Origin of the sequence: Pseudomonas sp. CBS, from assembly GCF_024734645.1 — a bacterium.
Classification (GTDB): Bacteria; Pseudomonadota; Gammaproteobacteria; order Pseudomonadales; family Pseudomonadaceae; genus Aquipseudomonas.
In genome coordinates this window covers 316806-340913 of sequence record NZ_CP102929.1, presented here as the reverse complement: position 1 = coordinate 340913, position 24108 = coordinate 316806, and the positions used below count along the sequence as shown (strand labels likewise).

General features: G+C 56.2%; 37 protein-coding genes and 1 riboswitch. Of the genes, 6 read left to right on the top strand and 31 right to left on the bottom strand.

Annotated features, from left to right (window positions below; translation table 11 throughout):
- Nucleotides 1-201: 201 nt before the first annotated feature.
- The 31 genes from NVB75_RS01640 to NVB75_RS01490 all read right to left on the bottom strand — a co-directional run bounded on the left by NVB75_RS01640 (nucleotide 202) and on the right by NVB75_RS01490 (nucleotide 20363).
- Complete coding sequence (locus tag NVB75_RS01640) at nucleotides 202-618, bottom strand: DUF4128 domain-containing protein (protein ID WP_258345592.1); 417 nt, start codon at nucleotides 616-618, stop codon at nucleotides 202-204.
- The gene (locus NVB75_RS01635; protein WP_258345591.1) at nucleotides 615-1211 is read right to left on the bottom strand and encodes a hypothetical protein; all 597 of its coding nucleotides are present in this window, start codon (nucleotides 1209-1211) and stop codon (nucleotides 615-617) included. Before NVB75_RS01635 ends, NVB75_RS01640 begins: the two co-directional genes overlap by 4 nt.
- Complete coding sequence (locus NVB75_RS01630; RefSeq protein ID WP_258345588.1) at nucleotides 1208-1579, bottom strand: hypothetical protein; 372 nt, start codon at nucleotides 1577-1579, stop codon at nucleotides 1208-1210. The genes NVB75_RS01635 and NVB75_RS01630 overlap by 4 nt, the downstream gene beginning before the upstream one ends.
- A 17-nt stretch (nucleotides 1580-1596) precedes the next feature.
- Nucleotides 1597-2100 carry a DnaT-like ssDNA-binding protein gene (locus tag NVB75_RS01625; RefSeq protein ID WP_258345585.1) on the bottom strand — a complete coding sequence of 168 codons (504 nt, stop codon included), beginning with the start codon at nucleotides 2098-2100 and terminating at the stop codon, nucleotides 1597-1599.
- A gap of 59 nt (nucleotides 2101-2159) precedes the next feature.
- Complete coding sequence (locus tag NVB75_RS01620; RefSeq protein WP_258345584.1) at nucleotides 2160-2744, bottom strand: hypothetical protein; 585 nt, start codon at nucleotides 2742-2744, stop codon at nucleotides 2160-2162.
- A 47-nt stretch (nucleotides 2745-2791) separates the two neighbouring features.
- Nucleotides 2792-3757: a major capsid protein gene (locus NVB75_RS01615; protein ID WP_042572010.1), complete on the bottom strand. Its 966-nt coding sequence runs from the start codon at nucleotides 3755-3757 to the stop codon at nucleotides 2792-2794.
- A gap of 12 nt (nucleotides 3758-3769) precedes the next feature.
- Nucleotides 3770-4498, bottom strand: coding sequence for a hypothetical protein (locus NVB75_RS01610; protein WP_258345583.1), 729 nt, complete (start codon nucleotides 4496-4498; stop codon nucleotides 3770-3772).
- An 85-nt stretch (nucleotides 4499-4583) separates the two neighbouring features.
- A complete protein-coding gene (locus NVB75_RS01605; RefSeq protein ID WP_258345582.1) occupies nucleotides 4584-5087 on the bottom strand; it encodes a hypothetical protein in 504 nt (167 codons plus the stop codon).
- Nucleotides 5088-5130: 43 nt separating this feature from the next.
- On the bottom strand, nucleotides 5131-6228 hold the full coding sequence (locus tag NVB75_RS01600; RefSeq protein WP_258345581.1) for a phage head morphogenesis protein: 1098 nt from the start codon (nucleotides 6226-6228) through the stop codon (nucleotides 5131-5133).
- A complete protein-coding gene (locus NVB75_RS01595; protein ID WP_258345580.1) occupies nucleotides 6203-7621 on the bottom strand; it encodes a DUF4055 domain-containing protein in 1419 nt (472 codons plus the stop codon). Before NVB75_RS01595 ends, NVB75_RS01600 begins: the two co-directional genes overlap by 26 nt.
- The gene (locus NVB75_RS01590) at nucleotides 7618-8919 is read right to left on the bottom strand and encodes a terminase large subunit (RefSeq protein ID WP_258345579.1); all 1302 of its coding nucleotides are present in this window, start codon (nucleotides 8917-8919) and stop codon (nucleotides 7618-7620) included. The genes NVB75_RS01595 and NVB75_RS01590 overlap by 4 nt, the downstream gene beginning before the upstream one ends.
- The gene (locus tag NVB75_RS01585) at nucleotides 8906-9367 is read right to left on the bottom strand and encodes a DUF2280 domain-containing protein (RefSeq protein ID WP_242201978.1); all 462 of its coding nucleotides are present in this window, start codon (nucleotides 9365-9367) and stop codon (nucleotides 8906-8908) included. The genes NVB75_RS01590 and NVB75_RS01585 overlap by 14 nt, the downstream gene beginning before the upstream one ends.
- Nucleotides 9368-9397: 30 nt before the next feature.
- Nucleotides 9398-10021 carry a putative metallopeptidase gene (locus tag NVB75_RS01580; protein WP_258345578.1) on the bottom strand — a complete coding sequence of 208 codons (624 nt, stop codon included), beginning with the start codon at nucleotides 10019-10021 and terminating at the stop codon, nucleotides 9398-9400.
- A gap of 42 nt (nucleotides 10022-10063) precedes the next feature.
- Complete coding sequence (gene crcB, locus NVB75_RS01575) at nucleotides 10064-10441, bottom strand: fluoride efflux transporter CrcB (RefSeq protein WP_063030586.1); 378 nt, start codon at nucleotides 10439-10441, stop codon at nucleotides 10064-10066.
- Between the two features lie 69 nt (nucleotides 10442-10510).
- Nucleotides 10511-10573: riboswitch (Fluoride riboswitch) on the bottom strand.
- Between the two features lie 208 nt (nucleotides 10574-10781).
- Nucleotides 10782-11126, bottom strand: coding sequence for a hypothetical protein (locus NVB75_RS01570; RefSeq protein ID WP_177071700.1), 345 nt, complete (start codon nucleotides 11124-11126; stop codon nucleotides 10782-10784).
- A complete protein-coding gene (locus NVB75_RS01565) occupies nucleotides 11123-11461 on the bottom strand; it encodes a hypothetical protein (protein WP_003218335.1) in 339 nt (112 codons plus the stop codon). The genes NVB75_RS01570 and NVB75_RS01565 overlap by 4 nt, the downstream gene beginning before the upstream one ends.
- Before the next feature lie 190 nt (nucleotides 11462-11651).
- Complete coding sequence (locus tag NVB75_RS01560) at nucleotides 11652-12077, bottom strand: hypothetical protein (protein WP_258345576.1); 426 nt, start codon at nucleotides 12075-12077, stop codon at nucleotides 11652-11654.
- Between the two features lie 203 nt (nucleotides 12078-12280).
- Nucleotides 12281-13120, bottom strand: a complete 840-nt coding sequence (locus NVB75_RS01555; protein ID WP_258345574.1) for a lipid II-degrading bacteriocin — start codon at nucleotides 13118-13120, stop codon at nucleotides 12281-12283.
- A 7-nt stretch (nucleotides 13121-13127) separates the two neighbouring features.
- The gene (locus NVB75_RS01550; RefSeq protein WP_087693996.1) at nucleotides 13128-13313 is read right to left on the bottom strand and encodes a Com family DNA-binding transcriptional regulator; all 186 of its coding nucleotides are present in this window, start codon (nucleotides 13311-13313) and stop codon (nucleotides 13128-13130) included.
- Nucleotides 13314-13404: 91 nt separating this feature from the next.
- Nucleotides 13405-14367: a hypothetical protein gene (locus NVB75_RS01545; RefSeq protein ID WP_258345573.1), complete on the bottom strand. Its 963-nt coding sequence runs from the start codon at nucleotides 14365-14367 to the stop codon at nucleotides 13405-13407.
- Between the two features lie 11 nt (nucleotides 14368-14378).
- Nucleotides 14379-14564, bottom strand: coding sequence for a Com family DNA-binding transcriptional regulator (locus tag NVB75_RS01540; RefSeq protein ID WP_053256750.1), 186 nt, complete (start codon nucleotides 14562-14564; stop codon nucleotides 14379-14381).
- Nucleotides 14565-14641: 77 nt separating this feature from the next.
- On the bottom strand, nucleotides 14642-14875 hold the full coding sequence (locus tag NVB75_RS01535) for a hypothetical protein (protein ID WP_063030594.1): 234 nt from the start codon (nucleotides 14873-14875) through the stop codon (nucleotides 14642-14644).
- 170 nt (nucleotides 14876-15045) lie between these two features.
- Nucleotides 15046-15591: a hypothetical protein gene (locus tag NVB75_RS01530; RefSeq protein WP_258345571.1), complete on the bottom strand. Its 546-nt coding sequence runs from the start codon at nucleotides 15589-15591 to the stop codon at nucleotides 15046-15048.
- Nucleotides 15588-16184 carry a recombination protein NinG gene (locus tag NVB75_RS01525; RefSeq protein WP_258345570.1) on the bottom strand — a complete coding sequence of 199 codons (597 nt, stop codon included), beginning with the start codon at nucleotides 16182-16184 and terminating at the stop codon, nucleotides 15588-15590. Before NVB75_RS01525 ends, NVB75_RS01530 begins: the two co-directional genes overlap by 4 nt.
- A complete protein-coding gene (locus NVB75_RS01520) occupies nucleotides 16175-16459 on the bottom strand; it encodes a hypothetical protein (protein ID WP_258345569.1) in 285 nt (94 codons plus the stop codon). Before NVB75_RS01520 ends, NVB75_RS01525 begins: the two co-directional genes overlap by 10 nt.
- Nucleotides 16456-16971, bottom strand: a complete 516-nt coding sequence (locus NVB75_RS01515) for a hypothetical protein (RefSeq protein ID WP_258345568.1) — start codon at nucleotides 16969-16971, stop codon at nucleotides 16456-16458. Before NVB75_RS01515 ends, NVB75_RS01520 begins: the two co-directional genes overlap by 4 nt.
- Nucleotides 16968-17765 carry a hypothetical protein gene (locus NVB75_RS01510; protein WP_258345567.1) on the bottom strand — a complete coding sequence of 266 codons (798 nt, stop codon included), beginning with the start codon at nucleotides 17763-17765 and terminating at the stop codon, nucleotides 16968-16970. The genes NVB75_RS01515 and NVB75_RS01510 overlap by 4 nt, the downstream gene beginning before the upstream one ends.
- Nucleotides 17752-18729, bottom strand: a complete 978-nt coding sequence (locus NVB75_RS01505) for a phage replication protein (RefSeq protein ID WP_258345566.1) — start codon at nucleotides 18727-18729, stop codon at nucleotides 17752-17754. The genes NVB75_RS01510 and NVB75_RS01505 overlap by 14 nt, the downstream gene beginning before the upstream one ends.
- Nucleotide 18730: 1 nt before the next feature.
- A complete protein-coding gene (locus NVB75_RS01500; RefSeq protein ID WP_258345565.1) occupies nucleotides 18731-19579 on the bottom strand; it encodes a BRO family protein in 849 nt (282 codons plus the stop codon).
- Between the two features lie 67 nt (nucleotides 19580-19646).
- Entirely contained in the window at nucleotides 19647-20069 is a 423-nt protein-coding gene (locus NVB75_RS01495) for a phage regulatory CII family protein (protein ID WP_258345561.1), read from the bottom strand.
- 81 nt (nucleotides 20070-20150) lie between these two features.
- A complete protein-coding gene (locus NVB75_RS01490; RefSeq protein ID WP_178964894.1) occupies nucleotides 20151-20363 on the bottom strand; it encodes a Cro/CI family transcriptional regulator in 213 nt (70 codons plus the stop codon).
- Nucleotides 20364-20451: 88 nt separating this feature from the next.
- Between NVB75_RS01490 and NVB75_RS01485 the strand changes: the two genes are divergently transcribed.
- From NVB75_RS01485 to NVB75_RS01460, 6 genes are all read left to right on the top strand, one after another.
- Nucleotides 20452-21111, top strand: a complete 660-nt coding sequence (locus NVB75_RS01485; RefSeq protein ID WP_178964913.1) for a LexA family transcriptional regulator — start codon at nucleotides 20452-20454, stop codon at nucleotides 21109-21111.
- An 18-nt stretch (nucleotides 21112-21129) separates the two neighbouring features.
- Nucleotides 21130-21357 (top strand): hypothetical protein, encoded by a 228-nt coding sequence (locus NVB75_RS01480; protein ID WP_258345559.1) that lies wholly within the window; start codon nucleotides 21130-21132, stop codon nucleotides 21355-21357.
- Nucleotides 21358-21433: 76 nt separating this feature from the next.
- Nucleotides 21434-21742, top strand: a complete 309-nt coding sequence (locus NVB75_RS01475; RefSeq protein WP_258345558.1) for a hypothetical protein — start codon at nucleotides 21434-21436, stop codon at nucleotides 21740-21742.
- 22 nt (nucleotides 21743-21764) lie between these two features.
- Nucleotides 21765-21983, top strand: coding sequence for a hypothetical protein (locus NVB75_RS01470; RefSeq protein ID WP_258348485.1), 219 nt, complete (start codon nucleotides 21765-21767; stop codon nucleotides 21981-21983).
- A 158-nt stretch (nucleotides 21984-22141) separates the two neighbouring features.
- Nucleotides 22142-23317, top strand: coding sequence for an XRE family transcriptional regulator (locus tag NVB75_RS01465; protein ID WP_258345556.1), 1176 nt, complete (start codon nucleotides 22142-22144; stop codon nucleotides 23315-23317).
- Complete coding sequence (locus NVB75_RS01460) at nucleotides 23317-23832, top strand: DUF4411 family protein (RefSeq protein WP_275713133.1); 516 nt, start codon at nucleotides 23317-23319, stop codon at nucleotides 23830-23832. Before NVB75_RS01465 ends, NVB75_RS01460 begins: the two co-directional genes overlap by 1 nt.
- Nucleotides 23833-24108 lie beyond the last annotated feature (276 nt).

Here is a 24108-nt window from a genome sequence, read left to right as displayed (position 1 = left end):
CGTACCACTTTATAATTTCAGTGGGAACAAGCCAAAGACCGCATCCGACGCATAGACACCGTTCACTCAAGGCAATCTCTTCACGATTCCTGTAGCAATGGTGCTCTACCCACTCACTTAGATACTGAAGTCGTTGCTTCCTGATTTCGTCCATCGCAGGTATCCCCACACAAATTCATGAAGGAATTCTAACGCTTTGGATCAAAAGGTGTCGGCTCGGTACAAGAACGAGGCCGGGACAGTGTAGGTGGAATCGCCGGTGATGCCGGGCCCCGGGTCGACCGGCGACATGGTCACCACGGTGACCGAGCCCTTCGTGTCCCGGGCGTACAACGGGAACAGGCCTGTCAGTTCGGCCGCTATTGGGGTCGTCATGGTCTTGCCGGTGCCCGCCGGCGCGATGATGTTCACCTGGAACACGCCGGTGAACAGCCGGTGATCGCCGCCGAGCGTATTGCTCGCGGTGTCGCCGGGGATCGTGAAAGCTCGCAGGTAGGTCTCGTCCGCCGCCGGCGTGTAGGCCGTGTTCTCGAAGACGATCTTCAGTTTCTCCGACCTGGCAGCGTTCCAGGCGATGAGCTTTGCCTCGTAGATCGAAGCGATGATTGCGTGACTCATACCTGGTTGTTCCTGATGGCCTCCAGCACGATCTGCTGGAAGCGAGCCACGGTTACCCGCACCATGCCGCCGGGCGCCTGGGTCGAATGGCCGAACTCCAGCGGGATCGCGTAGCCGAGACTGTTGGTGATGAAGCAGGTGTCGCCCGCCTTGAATTCGATTGCTCCGGCAGTGATACGCGCCGTTGACTTGGTGCCCGTAGGGTCAACCTCTTCTGTCGTGGCGTTGTTCGGTGTACCGATGCTGAACATCCAGTTACCGCGAAACCTGCCGCCGACGTAGCCCGCCGGTGCGACGATGTCCATGCCGTCGTGCACCTTGCGCCCTGGCCTTAGCCTGCCTGCCTTCGTGAGGTTGGCAGGATCGCTGCGCAGCGCGCTGTTTTGGTCATCGACAGCCTTGTTGTACTGGGTTGCCACAGCGTTCTGGGCCCAGATCTCCGGGTGACCCACGGGCGACATACGGATTAGGCTGCTACCGACCTCGATGATGATCTCGCGCAGGCTTGCGTCGATTGCTTCCCCGGCCTGGGCGGCGAACTCGGCAAGGCTCAGGGCGAAGCTGCCGGACTGACCGGCGCCCGCCCGACTCATGACCGCACCTGTAATTCGTAGAGGATCGGCGTGCCAGCGGGGTTTACCTCTTTCAGCGGCGGGACGATGGCCCAAGTGCGGCCCTGAGTGACCACCTTGTCCAGCAAGCCCGGTACCCAGGCCAAGCCCTGCGCGGCGATCTTCAGCTTCTTGTCGCCCTGCCTGATAAGGCTGTTGTTCTGGAATTCGATTCCGGTGAAGTCGAGCAGGATGCCCTGGGCGGTTTGCTCAACAGTGGCGCCTGGTGCTTCCCCACCCGTTTCCGGGTCGTACTCGCCCGGCACCGTCCTGCTAATGGTCACGGGTTGGCCGAACTCTGTGATCATCACCAGAGCCATCACGGCCATTTCGTCGTAGAAGGTGGCCATGGTGGTCTCCGTCGCTGTTATGCGCGGATTGCGAACAGCCCGCGTTTTTGTAGGTAGTCGGCAAACTGGGTTGCACTCGGCCGATCAGGCGCCGCAGGCAACAGCCGGCCGCTGGTGTTGGAAATCGTCGCGTACTCGCGAGTTACCGCCCCTTCGACACGCTCCAGCGTTACAGCACCTTTGCGCTTGTCGATTGGGTCGATATCGTCCTGATGGATCTCGGCGGCAAGGGCCATCTGGCCGTACTGGATCCGCGCCGGGAGGTAGTTGTTCGGCTTGATCTCGTGGTCCAACAGCACTTCCCGGCGCGGCCAGGACAAGGCCTGCTCGCTGTTCATCTTGCGGCCTTTCCAGGTCATGCCATCCATCGCCAGGGCGGCCCGGCGCAGCAGCGCTTCCTGCTCGGGAACGCCGGCGGGGATGACCGTGCCGAATTTCACGGCATACATGGCCAGGTCCTCAGCGCTTGCGTAGCTTTCGGCGTCAGGCTTGCCGGTGCCGTCCTCGATGATGAGTGTCATGCGTCAACTCGCTGGAATAGTTTGTAAATTGGCCGCCGGGTGACCGACAGCCTGCAGTATTACTCCTTGGGCAGCTCAGCTACGAGCTTTTCCAGGGATTCTTTGGAGGCGTTGGCCCGATACTGAATCTTGGCTTCGTCGAGCTTTGCTTTCAGCGCCGCGACTTCACCGGTCTCATCAGCCGGCGGCGTGAGGGCAGACTTCTTCAGCGCTTCAACCTCTCCGCGAAGTGCGTCGACAGTCAAAGCCAGGCCGTCACGTTCAGTGGTCAACTCACCTACCGAAGCATGGATGTTGCCCAGCACGTCAAACAGGCGCAACGCCAGTTCGCCAGACTCTGGACGGTGGATTTCGCCAGCTTCCAGGCCGTCAACAAGGATCTGGATCGATCCATGCTCAGCACGCAAAGCCGCGATCACCTTTTCCAGCTCGGCTTGGTTGCCCGCACCAACAATCTGCGCCCGCTTGGCTTCCTTCACCGACACATCGATGCCGGCTGCTTCGTACGCATTGACCACGCTCGGCCAATCGCCAATCACCAGCACGCTGGTCACACCCGCTTCGGGCTTATCGAAGTGTTCCGGATTGCGGTAACGCTTCTCCGGGTCAAAGCCGCTCAACTGGTTGCTGTAAGTCAGTTCCATTTGTTTCTCCAAGGCGGCCATCGCTGACCGCGCGTTGAGTTTGAACCTTAGCCACCGGTGACCGGAGGTGTTGCGGTGAGCGTGATCATCACGCCAGCGGTGACCTTGTTGCTGCCTGCGTGCTTGACCCAGTTGGCAGCGGAGCCGACGGCAGCCAGGGTTGGGTTGGAACCGCCAGTGGTAGCTTTCCAGCTATAACCCAGCACATCGATGTTCACGGTGCCTTCCGCGCGGTAGCCGATGCTCAGGTTTTCTTCGTCGTTCACTTCGTAGGAACGGAAGCCCGGCGCCTGCGACTCGGTGATGGTTACGGCGTTTGGCAGCAGGCCGAAGATCACATCCGCCGGCGCGGTGTCGGTCACCAGTACCGGCTTGCCCAGAGTGCCCGGCAGGCCACCGTAGATCACGACGCCAGCTTCTTCGTAGATCTTGTTGGTGATGGCTTCGTCGACGATGTCGAAGTAGGCGCTGGAGTGCATGACCCACAGAGCAATACGGCCGAACTTGTCGCCGAACTTGCGCATACCGCGAGTCAGCGTCTTCTTGCCATCGGTTTCGATGTTGGCCGAAACCACCATGTCAGCGTTGGAGCCGATGGCGGCACGCAGGCCAGCAGTTGCGTACTGGATGAAGCCTTCCAGGGTTGCATCAGCGACGTCGGCGCCGACGATCTGGGAGAACTCCTCGACCGGACGACCGCGGCGCTTGAATGCCTCTTCGGTGGTCTGGTACGGGCCGTACTTCCAGGGAGCTTTGACTCCAACAGCTTCACCAGCGCTGATCTTCTTGGCGGTTACCTTGCCGTCGGAGTTAACGTCGCGGTGTTCCAGGGAGCCGTTCAGCTTGTAGAGAGCGCGCTTGCGGAAGTCACCTTCGATCAGTTCGTTGTCCAGCACCATTGCGCCGTTGGACGATGCGTTGAATACATCCAGGTTGTCCTGGACACGTTCCAGGTATGCGGTTTGCGCCTCATCGTTGTAGATGATCAGGTCGCTGTTAACGGTTGTAGCCATGGGTCAATCCCCTTACTTGGGCAATGCGAGATATGCGGTTTGGCCGTGCTTGCGCTGAAAATCGCGCTTCTGCTCGGAGGTCATTTCGGAGCGCTTGAATGCAGCCTTGCCGCCACCCCCGCCCGGGGCAAATGTCCCTGAAGCCCTTGGCCACAGATGAGGTGCGCTTTCGCGCAGAGATTCCGCCCATTCGAGCGGAGTCAGAGGGGTCTTTCCGTCTTTACCGAGGATGACCTGGCCGGATTCATCAACGGCGACTGCATCGCCATCTTCGTTAAGGGTAAACACGCCTTTGGCGCGCAGGATGATGTCATCTGTTGCTTCCGGCAGAGCGCCGGCCTTCAGTGCTGCGCCGCGTACCGAATCGCCCAGGACTTTGCCCTGGAACTTGGCAGCGAAGGATTCAGCCTTCTCGGCGCGCTCGCTGATCGTCTTCAACTGCTTGTCGTAGTCGCCACGCAGGCGCTCGGTGCGGCGGTTGAAGACCTCATCCACCTTGCCCTCGGTCAGCAGCTTGGTTTCTTCATCCTGGCCGGCACGACTGAGCAGGCCTTTGACGGCGTCGATGTCGATGCCTTCAAACTGGGTTTCGAACTGGGTTAGCTTGCTGGAGGTTTCCTTCAGCTTGCCCAGCAGTTCCGAGTTCTTGGTTTTCAAACCGGAAACGGATGCTTCAACGGCAGTCGCGATGGCGGCCTTGATTGCCGGGTTTTCCAGGTCGATTTCGTTTTCTTCTGCCACGTTGATGCACCCCTTGGGTATGTTTTGCCCGCTTTGCAGGCATAAAAAAACCCGCCGAAGCGGGTTGATTGTTTTTTAGTACGGATTAACTTAAGTCAATATCGTAACCCATATTTACAACATCTAAATGGTCACTGATTTCCCGAAGAAATCCGGTATACACCGACACCGCACCTGAATCATATAAACTTTGCAAAATTTGAAAAGCACTTTCAGAAGACGCAACACTTCTAATTCTATAATGTGCCGCCATAATAGTACAAAGCTTATGCAGATCCATTCTCGATCGGCTCGCCATGCTGGCAACCACTTTCAGAGCGTACTCCATATTACCCTTGGAAATATTCGACCTTAAAATATCATTCCGCCGAATCTGGATTAGAGCCACAAATAACGAAGTTGCGTCATCTTTATCAAGCAACCCCCTATTGAAAAAATCCGTCAATAAATCTCTAAAGCCCTTCAGCTTTTTATTATATTTTTTAAAAACAACAGAATTCCTCGGAAAGATAGAGTCTAAGTCACTAAGAAAATCATAGGAGAAATCCAAAAGACTTTTTTTATCTGCATCATTAAGTTTTCTTAACATTTTATAGACCCGTCCATAGATGCTAATAAACTGGCATCAAAGGCTACAGTGGGTCAAGCAGTCCTGCTCGCTCAAACGCCAGAGGCTCCAGCCCCTTCATCTGCACCAGCGTCAATGGAGCAAAATTCCGATCAAGCTGCAGTTCGGCGAAGCGCTCGACGGTCAAACCGCCCTCCCTGAACAGCTTGGCCCGGACAGGACCGATGGCGACGTCCTGAAACGAAGCAGGCTGCTGCTGGAGCCAGTGGTAGTAATCGAGGTCAGCACTGACCTGCTTTCCGCCGTCAGCACCTACCGAGGCACGCGTTGCGCCCTTGGCGAACATCGCGCTGAGCTTGGTCAACAGAATGAAGGTGGTGCGGCAGTTAGGGTGGAAAGGCGGCCTTGGGCCGGAATCCACCGGAAACTTGCGCTTGTCCATCGAGCGGCACAACTGGCTGGTCTTGCTATCCAGGGTGGCCACCATCTGGATCTCTTGCACGATGTCCGTGTTGGCCTTCGCGACCTCCATCCGTGCCTGGGATGCCACATGTTGAATCGCGGTATGCACGACCGTGCTGGCATTGCGGTTGGTGGTGGCCAGGGTGCCGTCTTTGTACCCTGCCGCCTTGGTGCCGCGAATGTTGCGAATGATCTGGAAGTTCGTCTGCCCTTCGAAGAAGCCTTGCCGGATCGTGCCGGTGACGCGCTCACGCTCTGCACTGGTCCAGCCCTTGATAAAGGCCTTCAGCAGCTTCCCGCCGCCAGTGCCACGCACGCTGAGCGGGTTGGTCAGTACCGCGGTACGGATTGCAGCAGCGCTCGGCGCGACCACATCCATCGACACACCAGCCGGCGCCGACCTGGCAAGGCTGGTCGCCTCAAACTCGGCCTCGTAATTGGCGATGTCCACTAGGTCGAGGTTCAGTTGCGCGCTGTAGCGGTCGAATATGCCCAGCAACAGGCTGTCCACCTCCTTCAGCAGCGCTTCCAGACGCTTGACGTTGTACTCGGTCAGGTCCGACTGGGTCAGCCGATCCCGTATAGATCGGTCAATCTCCTTGAGGAAGGGAGCAAACTTGCCGACCTCCCCTGCCTTCAGCTTTTCGAGGAAGACCGCGTGCCGGATCGTGGCATCAAGTACTGCCGGATTTACCGCCATTTGGTTTGTCCTCGTCGTCTAGGCCCAGTCCGTCACCCTGCTCTTCCAACTCGCCGTCGATCTGCAGGTCTGTACGCTCTGGCGCAATCAGGCCCAGTTTGCGCAGGTAGGCCCGAAGGTCTGCCTTCGCGAAGCCGCCTTGCTGCCACAAGCCAACCAAGGCTGTGATCATCTGCGGATCAGCCGTGAGTTCGACGAACTCCTGAGTCACTTGGTAGGCGATCTTCTTGTCAGCGATGCCCATGTAGGCGCAGCACCACATGATCGCCCGGGTATAGGCCTCACTGACGTTCGCCACACAGCCAGCCAGCACAGAGGTAGATGCCGATTGATCGCCGCGGGACTCCGTTGCGGTCTTGGTAGCAAGTGACGCAACCACCATTCGGGCACCCAGTTCGATCATCATCTGGTTCTTGTCGGCCATGGCCTCTTTGACCAGGGTGTTCGGTAGTGGCTGCGCATAGGCGAAGGCACCGCCGGCAGGAAGCAGCATTGGCGCCCGGGAACCGACGTAAATGCCGTTTTTCTCCATGTGGTCACGCCATTGCTCATCGAGCCCAGAGATATAGGGCTGAGCCTGCCCACACCAGAAAACGCTATCTTCGTAGTCGGCACTGTTCCGGTAATGGCCCAGGTTGATCATGGCGATGTCGTACAGCGGCGACTCGTCGATGCTTGGGTCGTTGTTCTGCGCGCCGACGAAGGTGAACGGGATCTCCTTGAGACGCCCGGTGACGCCTTCCGGCCTGAACTCTTCGATGACCGCGAGCGGCCCGCCACCTTTCGGCCCGGACCGGCGCCAAACACGACAAACGAAACCGTCATCCTCAAGCGCCAGCTCCCGGTACTGTTCAGCCGTCTTGTAGCCGAACCCTTCCGGGATCTCCGGCGACTCGCGCAGCACCACCAGGGTCAGCACGCTATGCCCGTTTACCATGCCTGTACGCCAGTTGATGATGTCTTCAGCACAGTAGGACAAAATCACCGAGTGACCGCCGATGCCGTCGTCCTGGTGATAATCGACGTACAGGCCGTGGCGACCAGCTTCAAGCACCTTCTCAAGCGTGCCCTGTGAATGCTGGTAAATGCTCACTCCTGAGCCGTTCGCATTGTCTTGCAGGTATTCCAGCTTCTTCGGTACCGCGAGCGTCGGATCTTTGTGGAAGGCCAGACCCAGCAGCCCGTTTCGTGTGTGTCCGGTGGCGTTCTTGAACACCGCCCGCTCGCGGTAAGCCCGATTCCGATCTTGGTTCTCCGGCGACTTGTCGTGTGCGTTGATGTAGGGCAGCCGATCGACAACCCGGTGCTGGCCCGCGCAAACGTCGCGAACGGTCGCCCAGCGGTCCAGCACTGCCGTGTATTCCGCCCGCTTGAAGGAGACGTCGTTGCTCATCGGGCGTATCCCATTTTGATAGCGGTGACCGGTTTGATGATCGGGTACTCGCGGTGGATGAAGTAGCCGCCGGCGTCATTCGCGTGATCGACGCCGGCGGTTTTGTCTGGCTCCCCGTTCGCGCCCCACACCTGTTGTTCCAGGCCATCGGCATAGGTCGGACAGGTGAGCGAATTGATCAAGTAGCGGCGCTCGCCCTGCGCATTGCAGAAGACGGCGTTCATTGCGTTGATTCGATCTTTCACCGGCGGGTTTGCCGCTGGAGCGATGACCGAGAACCCGGCCTGCTTGAGCATGGCCAGGTCGGTGATACTGGCGTTCACGGACTTGCGCGAATCGCCTGAGGCATCCGGGTAGATCCTGATCTCGCAGGTCTTCTTGAAGTCGTTGCCGTCGTGCTGCCAGTAGCGCTCTTTGATGCGGCGGATCATGTCGGGCGTGTCGTAGCCGTCGATCAGCTCATCTACAGCCCTGGGCAACCCCTGGTCGCGCTTAACGTGGGTAATCGCCGCCATCTTGCCGACGTTGAAGTCCATCCCGATGAACAGCGGCTCACCGGGCTGCACGGTGTCGAAGCACCCGTTGAGCTTGCGGTCGTAGGCCGTGTAGATCGTGCCGGATGTCAGGTTGACGAACTGGCCTTTGAGGTACGCCATGATCAGCTGAGGCGGATACGACTCCATCAGGGAGGCGATGTAGTCGTCCGGCAAGTTCAGCTCGTTGTCGAACGTGCTGGCCTGCACCAGGCCGTACATGTCCTTGAGTGATGGCTTGTCGCGCAGTTGCTTCACGAACTGCAGGAAAACGAACTTGAAGCCCTCCGGCGTCGTGGTGACGTCCACACCGTTCTTCAGCCCGGGCAAGTTGTAGCGCATCCGGGCGATGATCTTGCGCCAGGCCTGCTGTGCCTTCAGGGCAGTCAGCACGTCCAGCTCATCCACCAGAGCATGGCCAATCTTGAAACCGACGATGGTCTGCGGCTTCTCCATCGACCTGCAAATCACAGTGCCGCGGTACTGCCGGCCGCTGTAGATGTGAACTTCGTGGTTCGCTTGGTTGATCTTGGTCTTCAGCCCCCAGTCGTAGGCCACCTCATCCATGGTCGGATAGAAGATGTCCCGGATCTGCGGGTAAGTCGGTGCGAAATAGCCAGCGTTAACGCCGGGCCACTCCATGAAGTGCTTGCTCAGTACCGAGCATCCCACCCAGGTCTTGCCTGAGCCGAACCCGGCAACGAACGCACGGAATTTATGAGGCAGCGTGAGGAACTGAGCCTGCGGAACATTAAGGCTCGGCATTCGGCTTCCTCGCATCCACCACGTCGACCTGAATGCGGGTAGGGATCACTGGCTCGTCGCCCGCCTCTTCCTTCCGGGCCCGGTTGACGTAGATGTCGCCGCACTCTTTGGCAGCCTGCTCCAGTAGCTGGGCAGTCAGCGCCATATTCTTCATGCCTTCGGCTTTCTCAGCCATGCGGCTCAGGGCGCGCAGTCGGAAGGCTCGATTGGCGATCGGGATGTCTTCAGTTTCTTCGCGGAACCGCTTGCGGCTCTCACGGAACATCGTTGCCCACTTCTCACCCAGCGCTTTGCCGGCTGCCTTTGTTGGGTCGTGTGATTCGCACTGCTGGCGAGTGACAACAACGTTGAATTCTTTTAATACGGCCTCAACCACCTGAGAAGGTGTGTCAAAGCACGCGAGAGCCTGAACAATAAAGGCTTTCACCTCACTTCGAAGAGCTGCCATTGGCGATCATCCGTCTTAACCTGTCTAAAATCAGGCCGACTTGAGCAGACAGGTTCCGCAGGCCCTCGCAATGTTCAATTTCCCCACCTCAGCAGGACTGTTTGCAGCATCCACCAACGCTTGAACGGCAGGGCTTGCACCGTAGCGGCGGACGACACCGACGAACTCTTCCACGTCGTGTCCGCGCATCTCAAGCTTGGGTAAGCCGTCTTGGGTGAAGGCTGGCTGACCGTACTTATCGGTCGCCTGGGCGATGTGATAGAGCTCATGCTCCACCAAGGCACAGAAGTCGATGTCGCTGCACTGGGAGCAGTAGTCAGCAGCAAGCGTGATGATGAAGGCCGGCACATCGCCGAACCAATCACGCATCTGTTGCTCCATCCGTGCTTTCTGCCAGCCACCGGCGCGGAACGCTACCTGCTCGGCCTGGCGCAGAACTGTCCTGCCCTGCTTCTCGAAGCTCGACGACGCCCACATGATCCGGATGTCTGCATCCAGTAGGTGGGCATGGTCTTCGTTGTGAATGCTGCCGGTGTCGGCGAGTATCTCGGCTTGGAGCCACTCCCACACCTCCGGCGCCGGGGTCAACCGGATACCAAAGTCGGAAATCTCGGCCAATTCAAGTAGTGACGAGGGCGGGTATGGCCTTTCCATCGAATGCTCCTTGCAAACTTCCAGGCCTAGCGGCTATAGGGGTTAATCCAGCGCCGTCACTAGCCCGAAGCCGATGAAGGTCATCAACAACGACCCCAGGACATGCGTGAGCACCGTAGCAGCAGCCCAGCCGAATCTACCTTCTTGCAGCATGAATACGATTTCAGCGGAGAACGTTGAAAACGTAGTCAGCCCGCCACAGAAACCCGTGGTAACGAGCAATCGCCACGCAGGATCGAGATCTGGCATCTTGATAAAGAAGGCCATGGCGCACCCTATGATGAGTCCGCCAATCAGGTTAACGAGGAGCGTACCCAGCGGCATGCTGGGGAACGCACCATTAAACTTCAAGGCAAGCGCCCACCGAAGCACACAGCCGAAGCTGCCACCAATGATTACCGCGAAGAGAGACTTGTACATTCGAGACTTCCAAAGAGATCTGAGGATCCCTATGGAAAGACAGGCGATGGCCTACGCACCCTCCATAGGGTTTGCGTAGGCATCATCAGCCAGAAGGCGGTTATGAGGAGGAATGCCATCTCCTGAATGAATCATATGACAACCGGCATTAAGGCTCAATACTGCCAATATTTGTCTTCCAGCTGGCTGCTTAGTCGTCACGCAATCACCCGCTGAAGCCGCTCCTCGATGATCCTCTGCACCACTGGCTCGCTCAGGATCGACGAAGGTATGTTGCCGGCGGTCATGCCCTGCTCCACTGCCGCGCCACGATTTGGCGCATTAGAAAACGTGGCGCGAACTACTTGCCCCGCCGCTCGACACCACCAGGCGCTTTGTCACAGTGCAGGCAGTGTTCGCAGTTCAACGTCCGGCACAGCCAGACCTTCACCCGTTGCCAATACGTGACCATAAAAATGTGTCGGGCACCGGCCAAAGCCAAAGCTACATGCAGCGTCAGGCCGGCACTGGTCGGCCCGAAGAAGATATTCTGGCTGCGAGCCATAACGACAAAACCGCTGATGGCGATGGCCGAGTAGATCAGCTTGCCGAGAATGCCGTCCCTCACCTTCCCACTCAGTACGCACCAGGCTGCCCACAGCGCGATAAGGCCGCAGGCGATGGAGTTGATCAGTTCAAGATTCATGGTGGATTGCCTCCCCCGAACCGCTGGCGAATGAGCGCCCAGAGGTCAGCGGATTTGATGGCTCGATTGATGGCCGCCAGGAGCGAGCCGCCGAATGCGCCCAGCAGGAAGCCGATGCCGGCGACGATCTTCGGCTCCGTCACACCCAGGTAGGTGCTGACCATGCTCGTCAGGTAGATCGAGCAGGCCATGCCGGTGATGAGGAAGATCATCCAGGCACGCCAGTCGTTCAAGTCGTCCTTGTGCCACCAGCTGGCGATCACGGCACCAACTAGGCCCGCAATCAGCAATTCGAACCTGTCGATCTTGTCGAGCAGGCGCTGTAGATACTCCATGCGCTCGACTCCGTGGGGCATGTTTGAAATAAGTCAACCCCAGCAGCACTCCCAGCTCAGAGCAATGGGCGTGGTGGAGCCAAAAACTAAAAGGCACCGGCAAATGCCGAGGCCGTAAATTTTGACGTGCAAAATTTCTAAACTTCTTCGCGACACCAAAGTTTCAGGACAGTTAATTTAAAGACCAGCGTCACACCAACTCAGTCCTGAGCTTAGCAACTTGAAACAACCCCACACAAACACAACAAAAAACCGATGCAAACAATAGTCCACTTAGAACGCCAACCAAAGAATCATACGAAAAAACCGCGACAGAAAAAAATCCAAAAGCATAAGTTAGCAACAAAGGGACATTGGCAATAAAAGACACAAAAAATCTCGTCCTCAAACGAAACTCCCCAATCACACGACATACTATCAAAGAGACCAATGATACGACCAAAGAAAAAAGACCTACGCACATAAGCATGACTGCGAACATGAATGCCGCCGGAATGCCTAACGTATCACTTAGGTCATTTGGGTTTTCTACCGCACCAGCAATTGAGCACACAAATAAAACAAATGCCAAGACTGACAAAGATAAAACTAAAAAAAACTGCTTCCAAGAGATCATATGGCACCAACCTTTTATCTAGAAACCTTCGAGTCATGTACAAATACTAGTTTCTATAAGACCGGTCCGTCAAACTCAACTTCGAGAAAACCACATTTCTCCACACAAAATCCATATTCATCACATTCAGCTACGCTGGGCTTACACAGCTTGGTAGCGCTAAGGAGGAGGCAGGGCTTTTGACCATGCCCCCTAAGCGTCACCTATCGTTGGATATTGATGGGTAGAGAGCCCTTGATAGAGATTTCATACTCTTTGGCGTTCGTCACTTCTTGAATTTTACGCAAGATAGTCGTAGCCGCCTCTGGAAGTGCATTCCTGAAGGACCCTTGGTTTGCATCGTACCTATCATTATAAGCGCGTGCCTCACCAGTGAATGTAATCGCGCCTGTGTCAGACTTTGTAGCGGTGCCTTCAATCTTAAGAGTGATATGCCCTAGAACTGTGCCAGTGTTAAATGAATCCTGAAAAGTATCATAAGGCACTTTATCAATGAGTACCTTTGACGTGCCCACCGGCATATTGGCGAAATACTGTTCCAGAAGTGGCACCGGTGTTACGGAAGGCTTTAAGCCCAGCTTGGTGATATCCATCTCTACAGTAGCGCCGTTGCCATTAATGAAATGCCCTAGTGCAGAAACAGGGCCTAATTCAGACGCGGACATCTGCTTGGCTTCCTGTACTGCATTAGGCTTCGTCACCAAAAGTGGATTTTGATAAGCATTCCAAAGAGCGCCCTCAGCAGTATACCCCGTGACACACATGTAGTTATCGGCGTAAGGCAAAATTTTTAAATCACGCTTCAGGGCATCACCGACCATCCACGCTTCAAAACGCCCGCCGCTCGCGTTCATGTAATATTCAGCGTCTTTACACAATTTAACCAATACCTCGCGCCACATACCTTTGGCGTAATAATTGTTACGCATCAACTGCATTTGGTTAAATACAATTGCAGGATTCTGAATTGTGATACCGCCCGATTGATCAAGTCCTGGGTAAAATGGCTCTGGGGCCGTGATAGTAATTCCTGGAAGATCCATTTTTCACCTATTGAGTCGAATGATTTGTCGCGGAGGATTCCGCATTCATGTCGCTCAAAGGCGATTGCTCGAGGCTCGTGGCCTTCACATGATTCAACGTCCCGCATCGGGAACATTTGATCTGGAGCTCTGTAAACCCACCCGTTCGGGCGAGAAGTCTTTTGCAGTTACCGCATCTGAATTCTTTCAACATCTGCAAATTCCTTTTGCTGAATCGCCCTTTTCCGTGGGCAATAAAAAGCCCAGCGCGACGGCTGGGCTCTATTACGCAAGCAGATAGAAGATCATGGAGTCCAGTAAGCAATCTTGCCGCCTGCACCAACAGCTACAAAATTGCCGTTGCCGTAGGCGACGCTCCGGATATCGGTTCCTGCGAAAGTGTTGGCTTGCTGAACCCAGCCGATCCCATCCTCGGAAACGGCTGTCTTGCCGCCGTCGCCGACAGCTACATACTTGCCATTACCGTAAGCAATGTCGCGGATGATGGTTCCACCGAAACTGGTATCTGCAACAGCAGTCCAGTTAAGCCCATCGGGTGAATATGCCATCTTGCCATCCGCACCAACGATAAACATTTTCCCGTTGCAAAGCTTCATGGAAAGGATGGTGCTAGTGCCGAAGGTGCTGGTTACGGTCGAGAATGATTGCGGATTACCCGTCGCCATCTTCACAGCGCTAAGCAGCTTCCCATTCGATCCCGCAACCAACACAAAAACGCCAATGACGTTGACGCAGTACACAGTCTCGTCAGAAGTGAAGGTCGTAGTGCGCTCCACCTGGCCTGACCAATCGCCATAACGGGAAAAGACTTTACCGTTAGACCCAACCAGTATCCAGGTCGCGTCGCTGCCGGAAATTGGCTGATAATAAGCAATGCCTTGCAAGTCTCCGGACACGCGAACAGTTGCCGTAATGTTTGTCCAAGCCCTTTCAGGGCGTGCTGTGCTGCCGTAGGCCACATTGCCGGATTGAGAAAGGGCTTGAAGCTGTGTCCCAATACCGTTCCAGTACAGATCGTTGAGGACCTTTCCGCTATCAGAGGTGACGACGTCCTTAAACCTGGTCCAAGTTGTACCAGTCGCGCCTCCGCTGACAAGCTGAGTGGTTGTGGGAAGACCGTTGCCACCAGCCGCATAAAACTTGCCGTCCCCAAAAACCACGCGCCTAAGCATGCCGGTGTTATCCACCGGTTGCACTTGGGTCCAAAGATCTTGCAAGGTTTGAGACGCCGAATTTGCGTTTTCCATTTTAAACTCCGTTACTTAGCTGATTTAAGTTCAGGCCTCTGTATTGGGCGTATGGCGCTCATCGGCGATTGCTCGAGGCTCGCGGCCTTCACATGATTCAACGTCCCGCATCGGGAACACTTGATCTGGAGCTCTGTAAACCCACCCGTACGGGCGAGAAGTCGGTTGCAGTTACCGCATCTGAATTCTTTCAACATCTGCAAATTCCTTTTGCTGAATCGCCCTTTCCGTGGGCAATAAAAAACCCCGCTCTAGGCGGGGCTTCATAAAAACTTTAGTCGCTTGAAGTTTGAGGGACTGGGGCCTCGTCGATGCTGATGCAGTGCTCAATGTCCGTTATTTTCTTCAGTGCAAGCTCGGCCGTTGAATAAGCTCCGAACATTCTGCCCTGATAAAAAACAACCCACGCTAACTGAATATCCGCGTTGCCAGCCTGCCCTACAACCAACTTCTTGAACCGTTCCGCCAAGTCGTCGACATGCATCTGTGCCATGCCACGCAAAACCATGACGCTCTCCCAGTTTATAGTCGGAAGCTCTATTTTCGACCTTGCACAAACTGAGCGCAATAAAAAGCCCGACATATAAGCCGGGCTTTGCAGTGTGAACCCCTAACGCGCAAGATCGATAGGATGGGTAAATCCTCTCTCACTTTCTCACTCATTGCAACGGCTTTTTACTACGCCACACAACTTTCGATTAATCCCTCTGCATCAAGCAGTTCCTGAGCGGCAGTGAGCGCCTCGTTCACCTGGTCATCCAGCGTCTTTCGGATCCCTGAGCGCCACCGGTACCGCGTCGACTCTGGCTTGCCGTCGTTATCCCAATTTGTGATGTCGTACCAGGCGGCCGGCAGCACAGCGGCAGAACGCTTGCCGTCGGCACCGGCAACTTGCGGAATGGCCCAGGTCAGCACCGCGCATTCCCGGAAGCGCTTCGGCGCCGGGGTCTTCACCGAATTCAGGAGCTCCAAAATGGCGCCATGCTTTCGTTCCTGGTGCGTCGAGTATTTCGCCACCAGCGCGCGCCAGTGTGCCGGGGTGAGCGCCTTGTGCAGCCGACCGAACACCCAGCAGTCCTGGAGAAACGCCGCCTCCTTTCCGACTATCTCCCCCTTCTGTTTGGCGCACTGCACCTTCGGCTCAAAGTCGCAGCCGCCGGCGGAACTGATGGTCTCGGCCGCGAGCGCCCGAACTACTGCTGAAACAACGTTGCGATAGGTCATGCTGCAGCCCTCTTCAGTTCTCTGGTCTTTGCCCTGTAGTAGGCCTTGATGCCCTTGATCTGCTCCACGGAGTACTTGCGCACGCTCTGGTCAGCTTCCAGGGCGTCGACGGCCTCCTGGCCGATGCGCGCGATCAGACCGATCCGGTAGTCCACGGCGTTGCCGGAAAGGAACCGGTTGTCCTGCTTACTCTGGGCGTGGCAGTTACGCTCATCAAAGCGCAGGTGCGGCGCGGATCCAACGCTGCGGTAGTGGCCGGCATCGACTGCGTTGCCGCTCCAGTCCAACGGCTTGCCGCTGGAGATGCAGAGGTGCCCGGCGGCCTGGTCCCGGGTGCGGACGTACTCGTTGAACGCCTGCTGAGCCTCACGCATGTGTTCGCCGCGGCTCTTCAGCTTCTCCTTGCGGATCTTGATCTCGCGGCGCTCAACCTGGGCCAGCGACTTGCGCGCCTTTGCCTGGTTTATGTCCTTGATGGCCAGGCCACACTTCGGGCTGCATACGGCCTGACCCAGGCGCTGCGGCGGGAAGCTGATGCCGCATGCCGGGTTCTTGCAGGTTTTCTTTTTCCGTTCCTTGGTTGTTACAAGCATGGCTCAGCCTCCTTGGCTTTCTGCTGGTCTTGGGTGAAGTCGCCACGTAGGGGCATAAAACATTTAGAGGAACCCCAACACTGGTCTGTCAGCTCTGGAGCTCCGGTAAATTGATTCAAGCCCAGAAGGTTTTCGCCCCCGACACGAATCGGATAATCATCGATGGCCGGGCTATCAACCTCGACGACTTCAACACACCGGCCAATGTTTTCGGCGCACTCAGGGAGCGCTTTGATAATGATCACCAGATCGCCCGGCTTGAAGTTATGGCTCATGCGGCCTCCTTGAATGCTTCGAACTCGGCCATTTCGGTCAGGCGCTCTTCCGTGAGCGTCGGCCAATCGTGCAGCATCAGGTACGCGCAGCACTGGCGCCAGAAGTCTTGGAAGGTCTCCTCTCCCATCGAGTCGTAGGAAAGGCTGCGGGGTGTCTTGCGGGTGAGCTGGCCCAGGCCGGGGATGTCGAAAGCTTCCTCGTCGCAGTACACGCCCGACTCCAGCTGCAGTGCCTTGATAGCGTCGTGTGACTGCTTGCCAGAGAAACGGTCGATGTTCTGGCTCAGCACCCGGCCCAGGCCGTGGACCAATCCATTGAACCGAGGGTTGCGCGGCTGCTTGAGGTCGGCGCGGATCTTCGCGTTCATTTTGAATTCACGCTCGCGAAGGATCGACCGGTCAGCATCGGAGGACGGCACGAACGCCGCGACCTCTCTGCCGGTGGCCGGATCGACAAGGCGGCGAAGCACCAGGTACACGGGCATTGGACGGGGCTTGGCTGGCTTGGTCATTGCGCCACCTTCTTCGCTTCCAAATCCTGGGCCTGCTTAATCAGCAGCGCGCGGCGATCCGCCAACTCATTGGCAGCGTCAATCCGCATTTCGAGCTTCCGCTCTTCACTGGCCTTTCGCATTTCCAGCATTGAGTTCTTCACGATCTCGAGCTTTGCGCGCATCAGCGGCTTTGGCTGGGTGACGGTGCCGGTGAGCAAACCAGCAATGGCGCGGCCATCCTCGGTAACTGGAACAATGCTCAGGTCAGCTAAGTACTTCTGGCCGTGCTCTTGGGGAATGCGCTTCAGCTCCACAGCCTTGGTGACGGCCTGAATGCGGCGATTGGAGTCGAAGCCCACCGACACGTGCCAGTTGACCGGTTTCGCATCCTCGCGGGCCTGGCCCACGAACCTTTGGTAGGCGTCAATGAACGCCATGCGCGCACCGATTTTGTCGCCGCCATCCAAGATGGGTTTCGCGACAGCCAGTGCCAGTTGGATCTCGTCGGTCAGCACCACGGTTTCGAATTCATCGTTGGTGGTCATGGCGACGGCCCAGGCCTCGTCCTTGCCCGGGCGCCCGTCGGAGGACTGGACGCGTTGCAGGATGTCGGCCATCGCCAGCTTGCCCTTCACTTCGAATCGGCAGGCCTTCAACGCGGCTTTGACGACCGGCACCGGGTAGGCGCAAAGATCTTCGGCCATCATTGCGGCAGTGCCTGGGTTCATTTCCTGGCCCATGGCCTCGGCGGTGGCGCAGATGGCGGCGGCCAGCCCGGCAACCTGCTGGTCATTCATTTCAAAGGTATTCATTGCGGTCACCTGCTTGCCGTTTGGCCAAAACCATCTGGGCGGCCTGCTCCGCTGCGGAGTGGTTCGCTTCTGTCCGTTCCATCTGGCGGGCGGTTGTGCCATTGACTCGCTGCCCGGTCACCCACTGGGTGTGGTAACTCTCGGCGTTGGCCAGCAGCTCGTTGAGGCTGTGGCACTTGCGCAGCACAGCGGCATCGCTGGTTTTCAGGAAGTGGGCAGCGACGTGGTGGGCGACATCCGCGCCGAGGCGGTCGACCAGTTGGCCGAGCTGGCCACCGACCTTGGCATTCCAAACCGGCCAAGCGCTATAGCGTTTGCGGTAAGCCATGGCGTAGTTCGCCCAGACCTTGAACGTTTTGCAGGTCTGGTCTTTGGGGCCCGGCATGTCGGCGGGGATCTCAACCCGTGGGGCATCGGTACGATCAACCACCAGCATCAAGCCGCGGGACTGAGCCGGCTTGCCGGCGACGTCCTGCAAGTCCTGACTGGTGTCCTGATTGGTACCCTGATGATTGGTATCCTGATTTGTCGGAGATTTTTCCGACCCTTGCTCGGATTTTTTTCCGACCTTGCTCGGAGATTTATCCGAGGTAGATCGGATATTTTTCCGACCCTTGTTTTTTGGTGGGGTCGGATATTTTTCCGATCCATCCAGCTTCTGGTTCCACTCGACGGCCTTCTCTGTGAGGCGAAAAAGTGTGATGTTCGAAGTGCTGGAAAGCTCAATCAAACCGGACTCTTCCAGGGCCTTCAGCATGCGGTAAGCCGTATCCGGCTTATCGGTGAGCAGCGGCAGCTCCTCGATGATCTTGGCCTTGCTCAGCGCGAAGAAGATCCCGTCATCGGTCTTGATTGGCTTGGTCCAACTCGGGCAGCCGTAGACGAAAGCGAACAGCAGGGCCTGCTGAGAATTCAGCCCCCACTCCAGCGCCTTCACCTGGTTAATCGTGACGGTGTATTGCATGTCAGGCCTTCCCGACCTTAGCGGCCAATTCAAAGAAGCGATCCACGTACCAGTGAGGCTGCGTCTCACGGGGGCATTGAGGGCTGGTGAGGTTTTTGCCGTAGGCCATGCCCTTCTCGGTCACGGACCAGAAATCCACCATTTGCTGTTTCGAGTTTTTGCGCTGGAGGACCTTGAGGAAGCCGTGGGCCTCCAATGCAAGGTTGAAGGCGCGGGCCGTGCTGGCGAAGGCGTGATCTTTGATCAGGGCGGTGATTGCCTTGGTGGGCATCGAAGAGCCACCAGCGGCATCAGGGGCGGCGTCCACCGCATAGCCTGGAAGGAACTTGGCGTCCAGGCCGTTGTTGGCGGCGATCTTGGCCAGCATCAGCATCTTGCTGGAGTTGGCAGGCTTCAACAGGCGGTCGAAGCATTCCAAAATGGCAAGCTCGCCGACGATCTTGGAGTTGTTCGGGCCATGGGCAGAAAAGGTGCCGGTCTTACGGATACTCGGCAGCACCTGCCCGACCACCCACTCTTCGAACTTCTCGGCGGCCGGCAGCTTGGACTTCATCACCAGCCGGTACAGGTCCCGCTCAGGAATGATGGTCATGAAACCACCACCCTGTTTCGGGGTAGTGGTCGCAGCCTTGCAGTGACGGGCCACCGCGTTCTCCGGTTTGGAGTAGCCGAGGGCGTCAGCGACGTCGCGCGCAACAAACCACGGATCGCCGAGCTTGTCGGTGATGACCCGGATTGCGGCGCCGTCGAAGTCGAACGGAATCACTACTGAATTGCGCGCCACGTTTTCAGATTGCGAAAAACGTGGCGCGAGATTGGTAGAGCTATTGATATGTGGCGGGGTTTGCATATAATCGGACTCACAAAGTGTTATCGAATTAGCCGACCTCGACCGTCGGCTTTTTTGTGCCTGAAATTCAGGCTGCCTTCACCGACGCATCCATCACGTCCAGGCTCTGCCGAACGTGATTGATCTCTTGGCGGATCAGGCTCTTTTCGAAAGAGCTGACGTGGTTGTCTTCCAGCGCTTCGTGCACCGCGATTGTCAGGTCGGCAACTTCCTTACCTACGTTGATTAGCGACTTGGTGAGCGCTTGCGGCTCCGGCGCCGACTTCGATACCAAGTCAAAGCCGAACTCATTGGCCAGGGCCTGCAATGGGCGCATGTCGCCGGTGTGCAGCAAGATCCCGAACAGATGCTCCACGGTCAGGTGATGAGCCTCGTTGTCCGGGTTCGCGCGCTGAAGCAGGCCGACATGCGCAACACCCATCTTTGCCGCCAGTACCTTTGCCTCGTTGTCCAGAACAGCGCTCTGGCAGGCCCGCAGAAAATCTTCCATTCGTAAAACCTCAACTTTTTTTCCGTGGCGCCCTGCCAGTGGGTAGGCGAAACTTTGTTCCTGGATCGACAGACAGGGATGTCACGCCGCGGATTGAGCCACCTTCTGGCGCATGCATAGCTCGCGCGCAGTGATTTTTCCACCGGTCAACTCTTCTGCCTTGAAAGCCTTTTCGGCGCGCATCGGGTGAATCCCGGCAACCCAGTACGAAACTGCGGCTTGAGAAACGTCGAGCGCTAAAGCGGTTTTGGTTTGCCCGCCGAAGAAGTCGACGAGCCTTTCGATAGGGGTCATAAGAGCGCCCTCCTGATAAGCCTGCTTATATCCTAAGTAGAAGGACACTTATTTGCAAGCCGATAAGGGAACTTATAAATTTCAGCTGATGAGCACACTCGCCGAACGAATCAAAACCGCACGCAACCACGCCAAGCTGACGCAGAAGGCGCTCGCCTTAAAAGTGGGTGTTGAGCAACCGGTAATCTCCCAGCTGGAGACCGGAAAGAACCTTCAAAGCGCACACCTGCCAAAGATCGCCCATGTGTGTGGCGTGAACGCTATTTGGCTCTCCGAAAATACCGGGCCAATGACAGGTGTGAGCGCTGCCGAGTCAAATATCTCTATCGCCGCCCAACCCACCAAATCATTCCGCTACCCAGTAATCAGCTGGGTAGCCGCCGGCGCCTGGGCGGAGGCCGTTGAGCCCTACCCGGCCGGATTCTCGGACAGCTATGAGTTCTCGGAGTACGACTCCAAGGGCACGGCTTTCTGGCTGAAGGTGAAAGGTGACTCAATGACGGCGCCCGCCGGCCAGAGCATCACCGAAGGCACGCTGATCCTTGTGGACACCGAGGCCGAGGTCGCACCGGGTAAGCTGGTCGTGGCAAAGCTGCCGGACAGCAATGAAGCGACATTCAAGAAGCTGGTCAGCGACGGCGGTCGACTGTTCCTCAAGCCGCTGAACCCGAGCTACCCCATCGAGGCCGTCGACGAGCACTGCCGGATCGTAGGCGTGGTTGTGCAGGCGCTGCAAAAGTTTTACTGATGCTGCTCAGGAGGCTCCATGTCCCTCACCAAACCCAACCAGCAACTGCGCAGCGATCTTAAGGCGATCGCATTCAACCTTGAGCAATCCTGTGCCGACCTGGGCAGGTTGGCCAGCCGACTCAGCGACGCCGACGCCATAGCCCTGATGGGGCTTGTGGGTACGCTCTATGAGGAAGCAGACAGGCTGTCGGGTTATGCGGATGAGGTGAAGGCTGGGCAAATAATCCGGAGCAAGCCCGAGTAGGCGCATCGTCTTACGCGGCAACCAAATAGAACTACAGCGAGCTGAGTAGCGCTCGTATACCCAAGGGAATGTGGTAATGAATGCCTTTCGGATAGCGACTCTAATAGTCGTCCCGCTTTTTATCTCCGGCTGCTACAGCACGCCAAAAGAAAAAACTGAGTACGAAAAACAGATCGACGCCGTACCGATGCCAGTTACGGAAGCTGAACGGGTTGAGCAGTGTCGTAACTTCAAGCAAAGCGCAGATTACCAGCATATTGAGGACCTTTTGCAGTACTCACAGCGATCCAAGCTCGGCGCCTCGGATTATGAATTTGCAGAGTCTCGAGCGCTTTTACGTCGCCTCAGAGCCATGAAGTGCCCTGGGTATGGCTGGTTTTCCTGATGCTGCTGCCCAGGGTGAGCCAATGACTGCATGGCGAGAGCAGAGCTTCTGGAGCAAGGTTGGAGTCATTGCTTGCCTGGGTCTCCTTATGATGCTCCCCGGCTATTCTGACGTCGCTGGTCTGGGCGGAGGCTCTTCCGGCCGCAAGCGGGTGTTCAGCCCTGGATTCGTTGTACTCTGTGTTTTCGTGGCGGTGGTTGAGCTGATAGCGCTGAACCACTTCTATGGTTCGCGTGGATGAGGTGATACCGCAAAGACAGCGTGCGGGAGGCGGACCCCTTGCCCACGGCCTCAAACATCCGCTTGCGATAGACGGTAGAGAAGTTCAGTATCCTGCAAAACCCGCTACTGTGATAATGGATGATTGCGCAAATGAAGACGGAGCTGAAGCGGTGATGTATGCCGGGAATTAACCCAGAAGTGCTCGTATGGGCACGAGAGACTGCCGGCCTAAGCAGAGAAAAGGCCGCCAAAGCTCTAGCTATTGGCGGGAGCAAGGTTCTTGGTTCTGAATTGCTCCGTCGTTACGAAGAGGGCGAAAAAGAAGCCTCCAGAACGCTTATCGCAAAGATGGCAGGAGTATATCGTCGCCCGCTTCTTGTTTTTTATCTGCCATCTCCGCCAGCTCAAGCCGAGAAAGGCGAGGATTTTCGCACGCTCCCTGAAGAGCTTCGCGTCGAGAGCAAAGGCCCCCTTGATGCTCTAGTGCGTGATATTTATGTTCGGCAAGATTTGATCAAAAACGTCCTACAAGATGTTGAGGAGGCCTTTCCTCGTGACTATGTTGGCAGCGTAAAAGTTGACTTGGATCCTGCGTCTGTCTCCGACTATCTTGGTAAGCTAATCGATTTTGATATTAATCAGTTTCGGCGATATGGCAAGTCTGAGGAGGCTTTCGCTTATCTTAGAAAGTTAGTTGAGGAGATGGGGACGTTTGTTCTCCTTATTGGAAACCTTGGCAGTCATCATACAAATATACCTGTTGAGGCGTTCAGAGGGTTTGCGCTTTCTGACAAAATTGCGCCATTCATTGTAATCAATGATCTAGACGCACCGCCGGCTAGATCTTTTACACTGCTGCATGAGTTCGCTCACATTTTAATTGGAGTCACGGGTTTAAGTGGGAGCCGTGCAGAACAAAAAATTGAGCGTTACTGCAACGACATCGCAAGTATGCTATTGCTTCCATCAGCTGACTTAAACAATCAGGACTGGTATGCAGAAAATATAGAGGTTCTTACTCAGAAGATCTCTGGTTATGCACGAAGCATAAATGTCAGTGGTTCCTTGGTAGCGTACAGGCTACTTACAGCTGGAGTAATTAAGCAGGAAACGTGGACTACCCTTTCTCAGAAATTCCGAGAAATGTGGGCAGCCCAAAAAGCAGCGGCAAAAGAAGGTCGAGACGGATCTAGCGGCCCAAGCTATTACGTTGTTCGCCGACATAAGCTCGGCGGGGCCATCGTAAACCTTGTTCAGCGAACGATGCGAGAAGGTGCATTAACGGCAACAAAAGCCGGAAGAGTATTGGGCGTAAAGCCCGCCAATGTCTATAACTTGGTTGGCACATTATAATGACGCTTGATAGGAAGCTTTACCTGCTGGATGCAAACACACTAATCACCTCCCACGGCGTTTATTATCCGCAAACGATGGTACCCGAGTTGTGGGCTTGGCTTTTGCACCAGAGTCAGAATGGTCGTATAAAAATGCCCATCGAAATCTATGAGGAGATTTTGGCAGGAAAAGAAGACATCCTCACTGGCTGGCTTAAAATGCCGGAGGTTAAAAGCAACTTAGTGCTTCAAGAGGGTGTAAATCCTGGCGCTGTTGCTCACGTCACTTATAATGGATATGCCGCCGACCTTAATGAGAATGAACTTGCCTATATTGGGCGAGATCCATTCCTAATTTCTTACGCATTATCCAATCCTGCAGATAGGTGCGTAGTATCTCTTGAAACCTCTAAGCCTTCAGCACAGAGGCAGAATAGGAAGGTTCCTGACGTGTGTAAGGCGCTAGGCGCGCAGTGCTGTGATGTCTTCAGTATGATGCGTGCACTCGACTTTAAAACTGGGTGGGATAAATAACTCATACACAATGAATTATAAAGCCCGGCCCAGCGCAGGGCTTCTTGTTTCTGCCCTTCGTCGTGCCACCATCGAGCTGGCAATCCGCGAGATTGCACACTGGGTGCGCTGAAGGATCGGCGCCCCAGGTGTCAAAGAGAGCCCGCCACGGAGCGGGCTTTTCTTTGCCTGAAATTTGATCGTGTGAAGCGTGACCGCTGCCGGGTTTCTTGTCTCGGCCATTCGCTACCCGCTACAAGATGCTGGCTACCCTGGCCCGCTCAGCATGATTAGAGC

What these genes read in the sequence shown, in the direction of transcription:
- NVB75_RS01640 (WP_258345592.1), bottom strand. Translation starts at nt 618, where the DNA reads ATGAGTCACGCAATCATCGCTTCGATCTACGAGGCAAAGCTCATCGCC.
- NVB75_RS01635 (WP_258345591.1), bottom strand. Translation starts at nt 1,211, where the DNA reads ATGAGTCGGGCGGGCGCCGGTCAGTCCGGCAGCTTCGCCCTGAGCCTT.
- NVB75_RS01630 (WP_258345588.1), bottom strand. Translation starts at nt 1,579, where the DNA reads ATGGCCACCTTCTACGACGAAATGGCCGTGATGGCTCTGGTGATGATC.
- NVB75_RS01625 (WP_258345585.1), bottom strand. Translation starts at nt 2,100, where the DNA reads ATGACACTCATCATCGAGGACGGCACCGGCAAGCCTGACGCCGAAAGC.
- NVB75_RS01620 (WP_258345584.1), bottom strand. Translation starts at nt 2,744, where the DNA reads ATGGAACTGACTTACAGCAACCAGTTGAGCGGCTTTGACCCGGAGAAG.
- NVB75_RS01615 (WP_042572010.1), bottom strand. Translation starts at nt 3,757, where the DNA reads ATGGCTACAACCGTTAACAGCGACCTGATCATCTACAACGATGAGGCG.
- NVB75_RS01605 (WP_258345582.1), bottom strand. Translation starts at nt 5,087, where the DNA reads ATGTTAAGAAAACTTAATGATGCAGATAAAAAAAGTCTTTTGGATTTC.
- NVB75_RS01600 (WP_258345581.1), bottom strand. Translation starts at nt 6,228, where the DNA reads ATGGCGGTAAATCCGGCAGTACTTGATGCCACGATCCGGCACGCGGTC.
- NVB75_RS01595 (WP_258345580.1), bottom strand. Translation starts at nt 7,621, where the DNA reads ATGAGCAACGACGTCTCCTTCAAGCGGGCGGAATACACGGCAGTGCTG.
- NVB75_RS01590 (WP_258345579.1), bottom strand. Translation starts at nt 8,919, where the DNA reads ATGCCGAGCCTTAATGTTCCGCAGGCTCAGTTCCTCACGCTGCCTCAT.
- NVB75_RS01585 (WP_242201978.1), bottom strand. Translation starts at nt 9,367, where the DNA reads ATGGCAGCTCTTCGAAGTGAGGTGAAAGCCTTTATTGTTCAGGCTCTC.
- NVB75_RS01580 (WP_258345578.1), bottom strand. Translation starts at nt 10,021, where the DNA reads ATGGAAAGGCCATACCCGCCCTCGTCACTACTTGAATTGGCCGAGATT.
- crcB (WP_063030586.1), bottom strand. Translation starts at nt 10,441, where the DNA reads ATGTACAAGTCTCTCTTCGCGGTAATCATTGGTGGCAGCTTCGGCTGT.
- NVB75_RS01570 (WP_177071700.1), bottom strand. Translation starts at nt 11,126, where the DNA reads ATGAATCTTGAACTGATCAACTCCATCGCCTGCGGCCTTATCGCGCTG.
- NVB75_RS01565 (WP_003218335.1), bottom strand. Translation starts at nt 11,461, where the DNA reads ATGGAGTATCTACAGCGCCTGCTCGACAAGATCGACAGGTTCGAATTG.
- NVB75_RS01560 (WP_258345576.1), bottom strand. Translation starts at nt 12,077, where the DNA reads ATGATCTCTTGGAAGCAGTTTTTTTTAGTTTTATCTTTGTCAGTCTTG.
- NVB75_RS01555 (WP_258345574.1), bottom strand. Translation starts at nt 13,120, where the DNA reads ATGGATCTTCCAGGAATTACTATCACGGCCCCAGAGCCATTTTACCCA.
- NVB75_RS01550 (WP_087693996.1), bottom strand. Translation starts at nt 13,313, where the DNA reads ATGTTGAAAGAATTCAGATGCGGTAACTGCAAAAGACTTCTCGCCCGA.
- NVB75_RS01545 (WP_258345573.1), bottom strand. Translation starts at nt 14,367, where the DNA reads ATGGAAAACGCAAATTCGGCGTCTCAAACCTTGCAAGATCTTTGGACC.
- NVB75_RS01540 (WP_053256750.1), bottom strand. Translation starts at nt 14,564, where the DNA reads ATGTTGAAAGAATTCAGATGCGGTAACTGCAACCGACTTCTCGCCCGT.
- NVB75_RS01535 (WP_063030594.1), bottom strand. Translation starts at nt 14,875, where the DNA reads ATGGTTTTGCGTGGCATGGCACAGATGCATGTCGACGACTTGGCGGAA.
- NVB75_RS01530 (WP_258345571.1), bottom strand. Translation starts at nt 15,591, where the DNA reads ATGACCTATCGCAACGTTGTTTCAGCAGTAGTTCGGGCGCTCGCGGCC.
- NVB75_RS01525 (WP_258345570.1), bottom strand. Translation starts at nt 16,184, where the DNA reads ATGCTTGTAACAACCAAGGAACGGAAAAAGAAAACCTGCAAGAACCCG.
- NVB75_RS01520 (WP_258345569.1), bottom strand. Translation starts at nt 16,459, where the DNA reads ATGAGCCATAACTTCAAGCCGGGCGATCTGGTGATCATTATCAAAGCG.
- NVB75_RS01515 (WP_258345568.1), bottom strand. Translation starts at nt 16,971, where the DNA reads ATGACCAAGCCAGCCAAGCCCCGTCCAATGCCCGTGTACCTGGTGCTT.
- NVB75_RS01510 (WP_258345567.1), bottom strand. Translation starts at nt 17,765, where the DNA reads ATGAATACCTTTGAAATGAATGACCAGCAGGTTGCCGGGCTGGCCGCC.
- NVB75_RS01505 (WP_258345566.1), bottom strand. Translation starts at nt 18,729, where the DNA reads ATGCAATACACCGTCACGATTAACCAGGTGAAGGCGCTGGAGTGGGGG.
- NVB75_RS01500 (WP_258345565.1), bottom strand. Translation starts at nt 19,579, where the DNA reads ATGCAAACCCCGCCACATATCAATAGCTCTACCAATCTCGCGCCACGT.
- NVB75_RS01495 (WP_258345561.1), bottom strand. Translation starts at nt 20,069, where the DNA reads ATGGAAGATTTTCTGCGGGCCTGCCAGAGCGCTGTTCTGGACAACGAG.
- NVB75_RS01490 (WP_178964894.1), bottom strand. Translation starts at nt 20,363, where the DNA reads ATGACCCCTATCGAAAGGCTCGTCGACTTCTTCGGCGGGCAAACCAAA.
- NVB75_RS01485 (WP_178964913.1), top strand. Translation starts at nt 20,452, where the DNA reads ATGAGCACACTCGCCGAACGAATCAAAACCGCACGCAACCACGCCAAG.
- NVB75_RS01480 (WP_258345559.1), top strand. Translation starts at nt 21,130, where the DNA reads ATGTCCCTCACCAAACCCAACCAGCAACTGCGCAGCGATCTTAAGGCG.
- NVB75_RS01475 (WP_258345558.1), top strand. Translation starts at nt 21,434, where the DNA reads ATGAATGCCTTTCGGATAGCGACTCTAATAGTCGTCCCGCTTTTTATC.
- NVB75_RS01470 (WP_258348485.1), top strand. Translation starts at nt 21,765, where the DNA reads ATGACTGCATGGCGAGAGCAGAGCTTCTGGAGCAAGGTTGGAGTCATT.
- NVB75_RS01465 (WP_258345556.1), top strand. Translation starts at nt 22,142, where the DNA reads ATGCCGGGAATTAACCCAGAAGTGCTCGTATGGGCACGAGAGACTGCC.
- NVB75_RS01460 (WP_275713133.1), top strand. Translation starts at nt 23,317, where the DNA reads ATGACGCTTGATAGGAAGCTTTACCTGCTGGATGCAAACACACTAATC.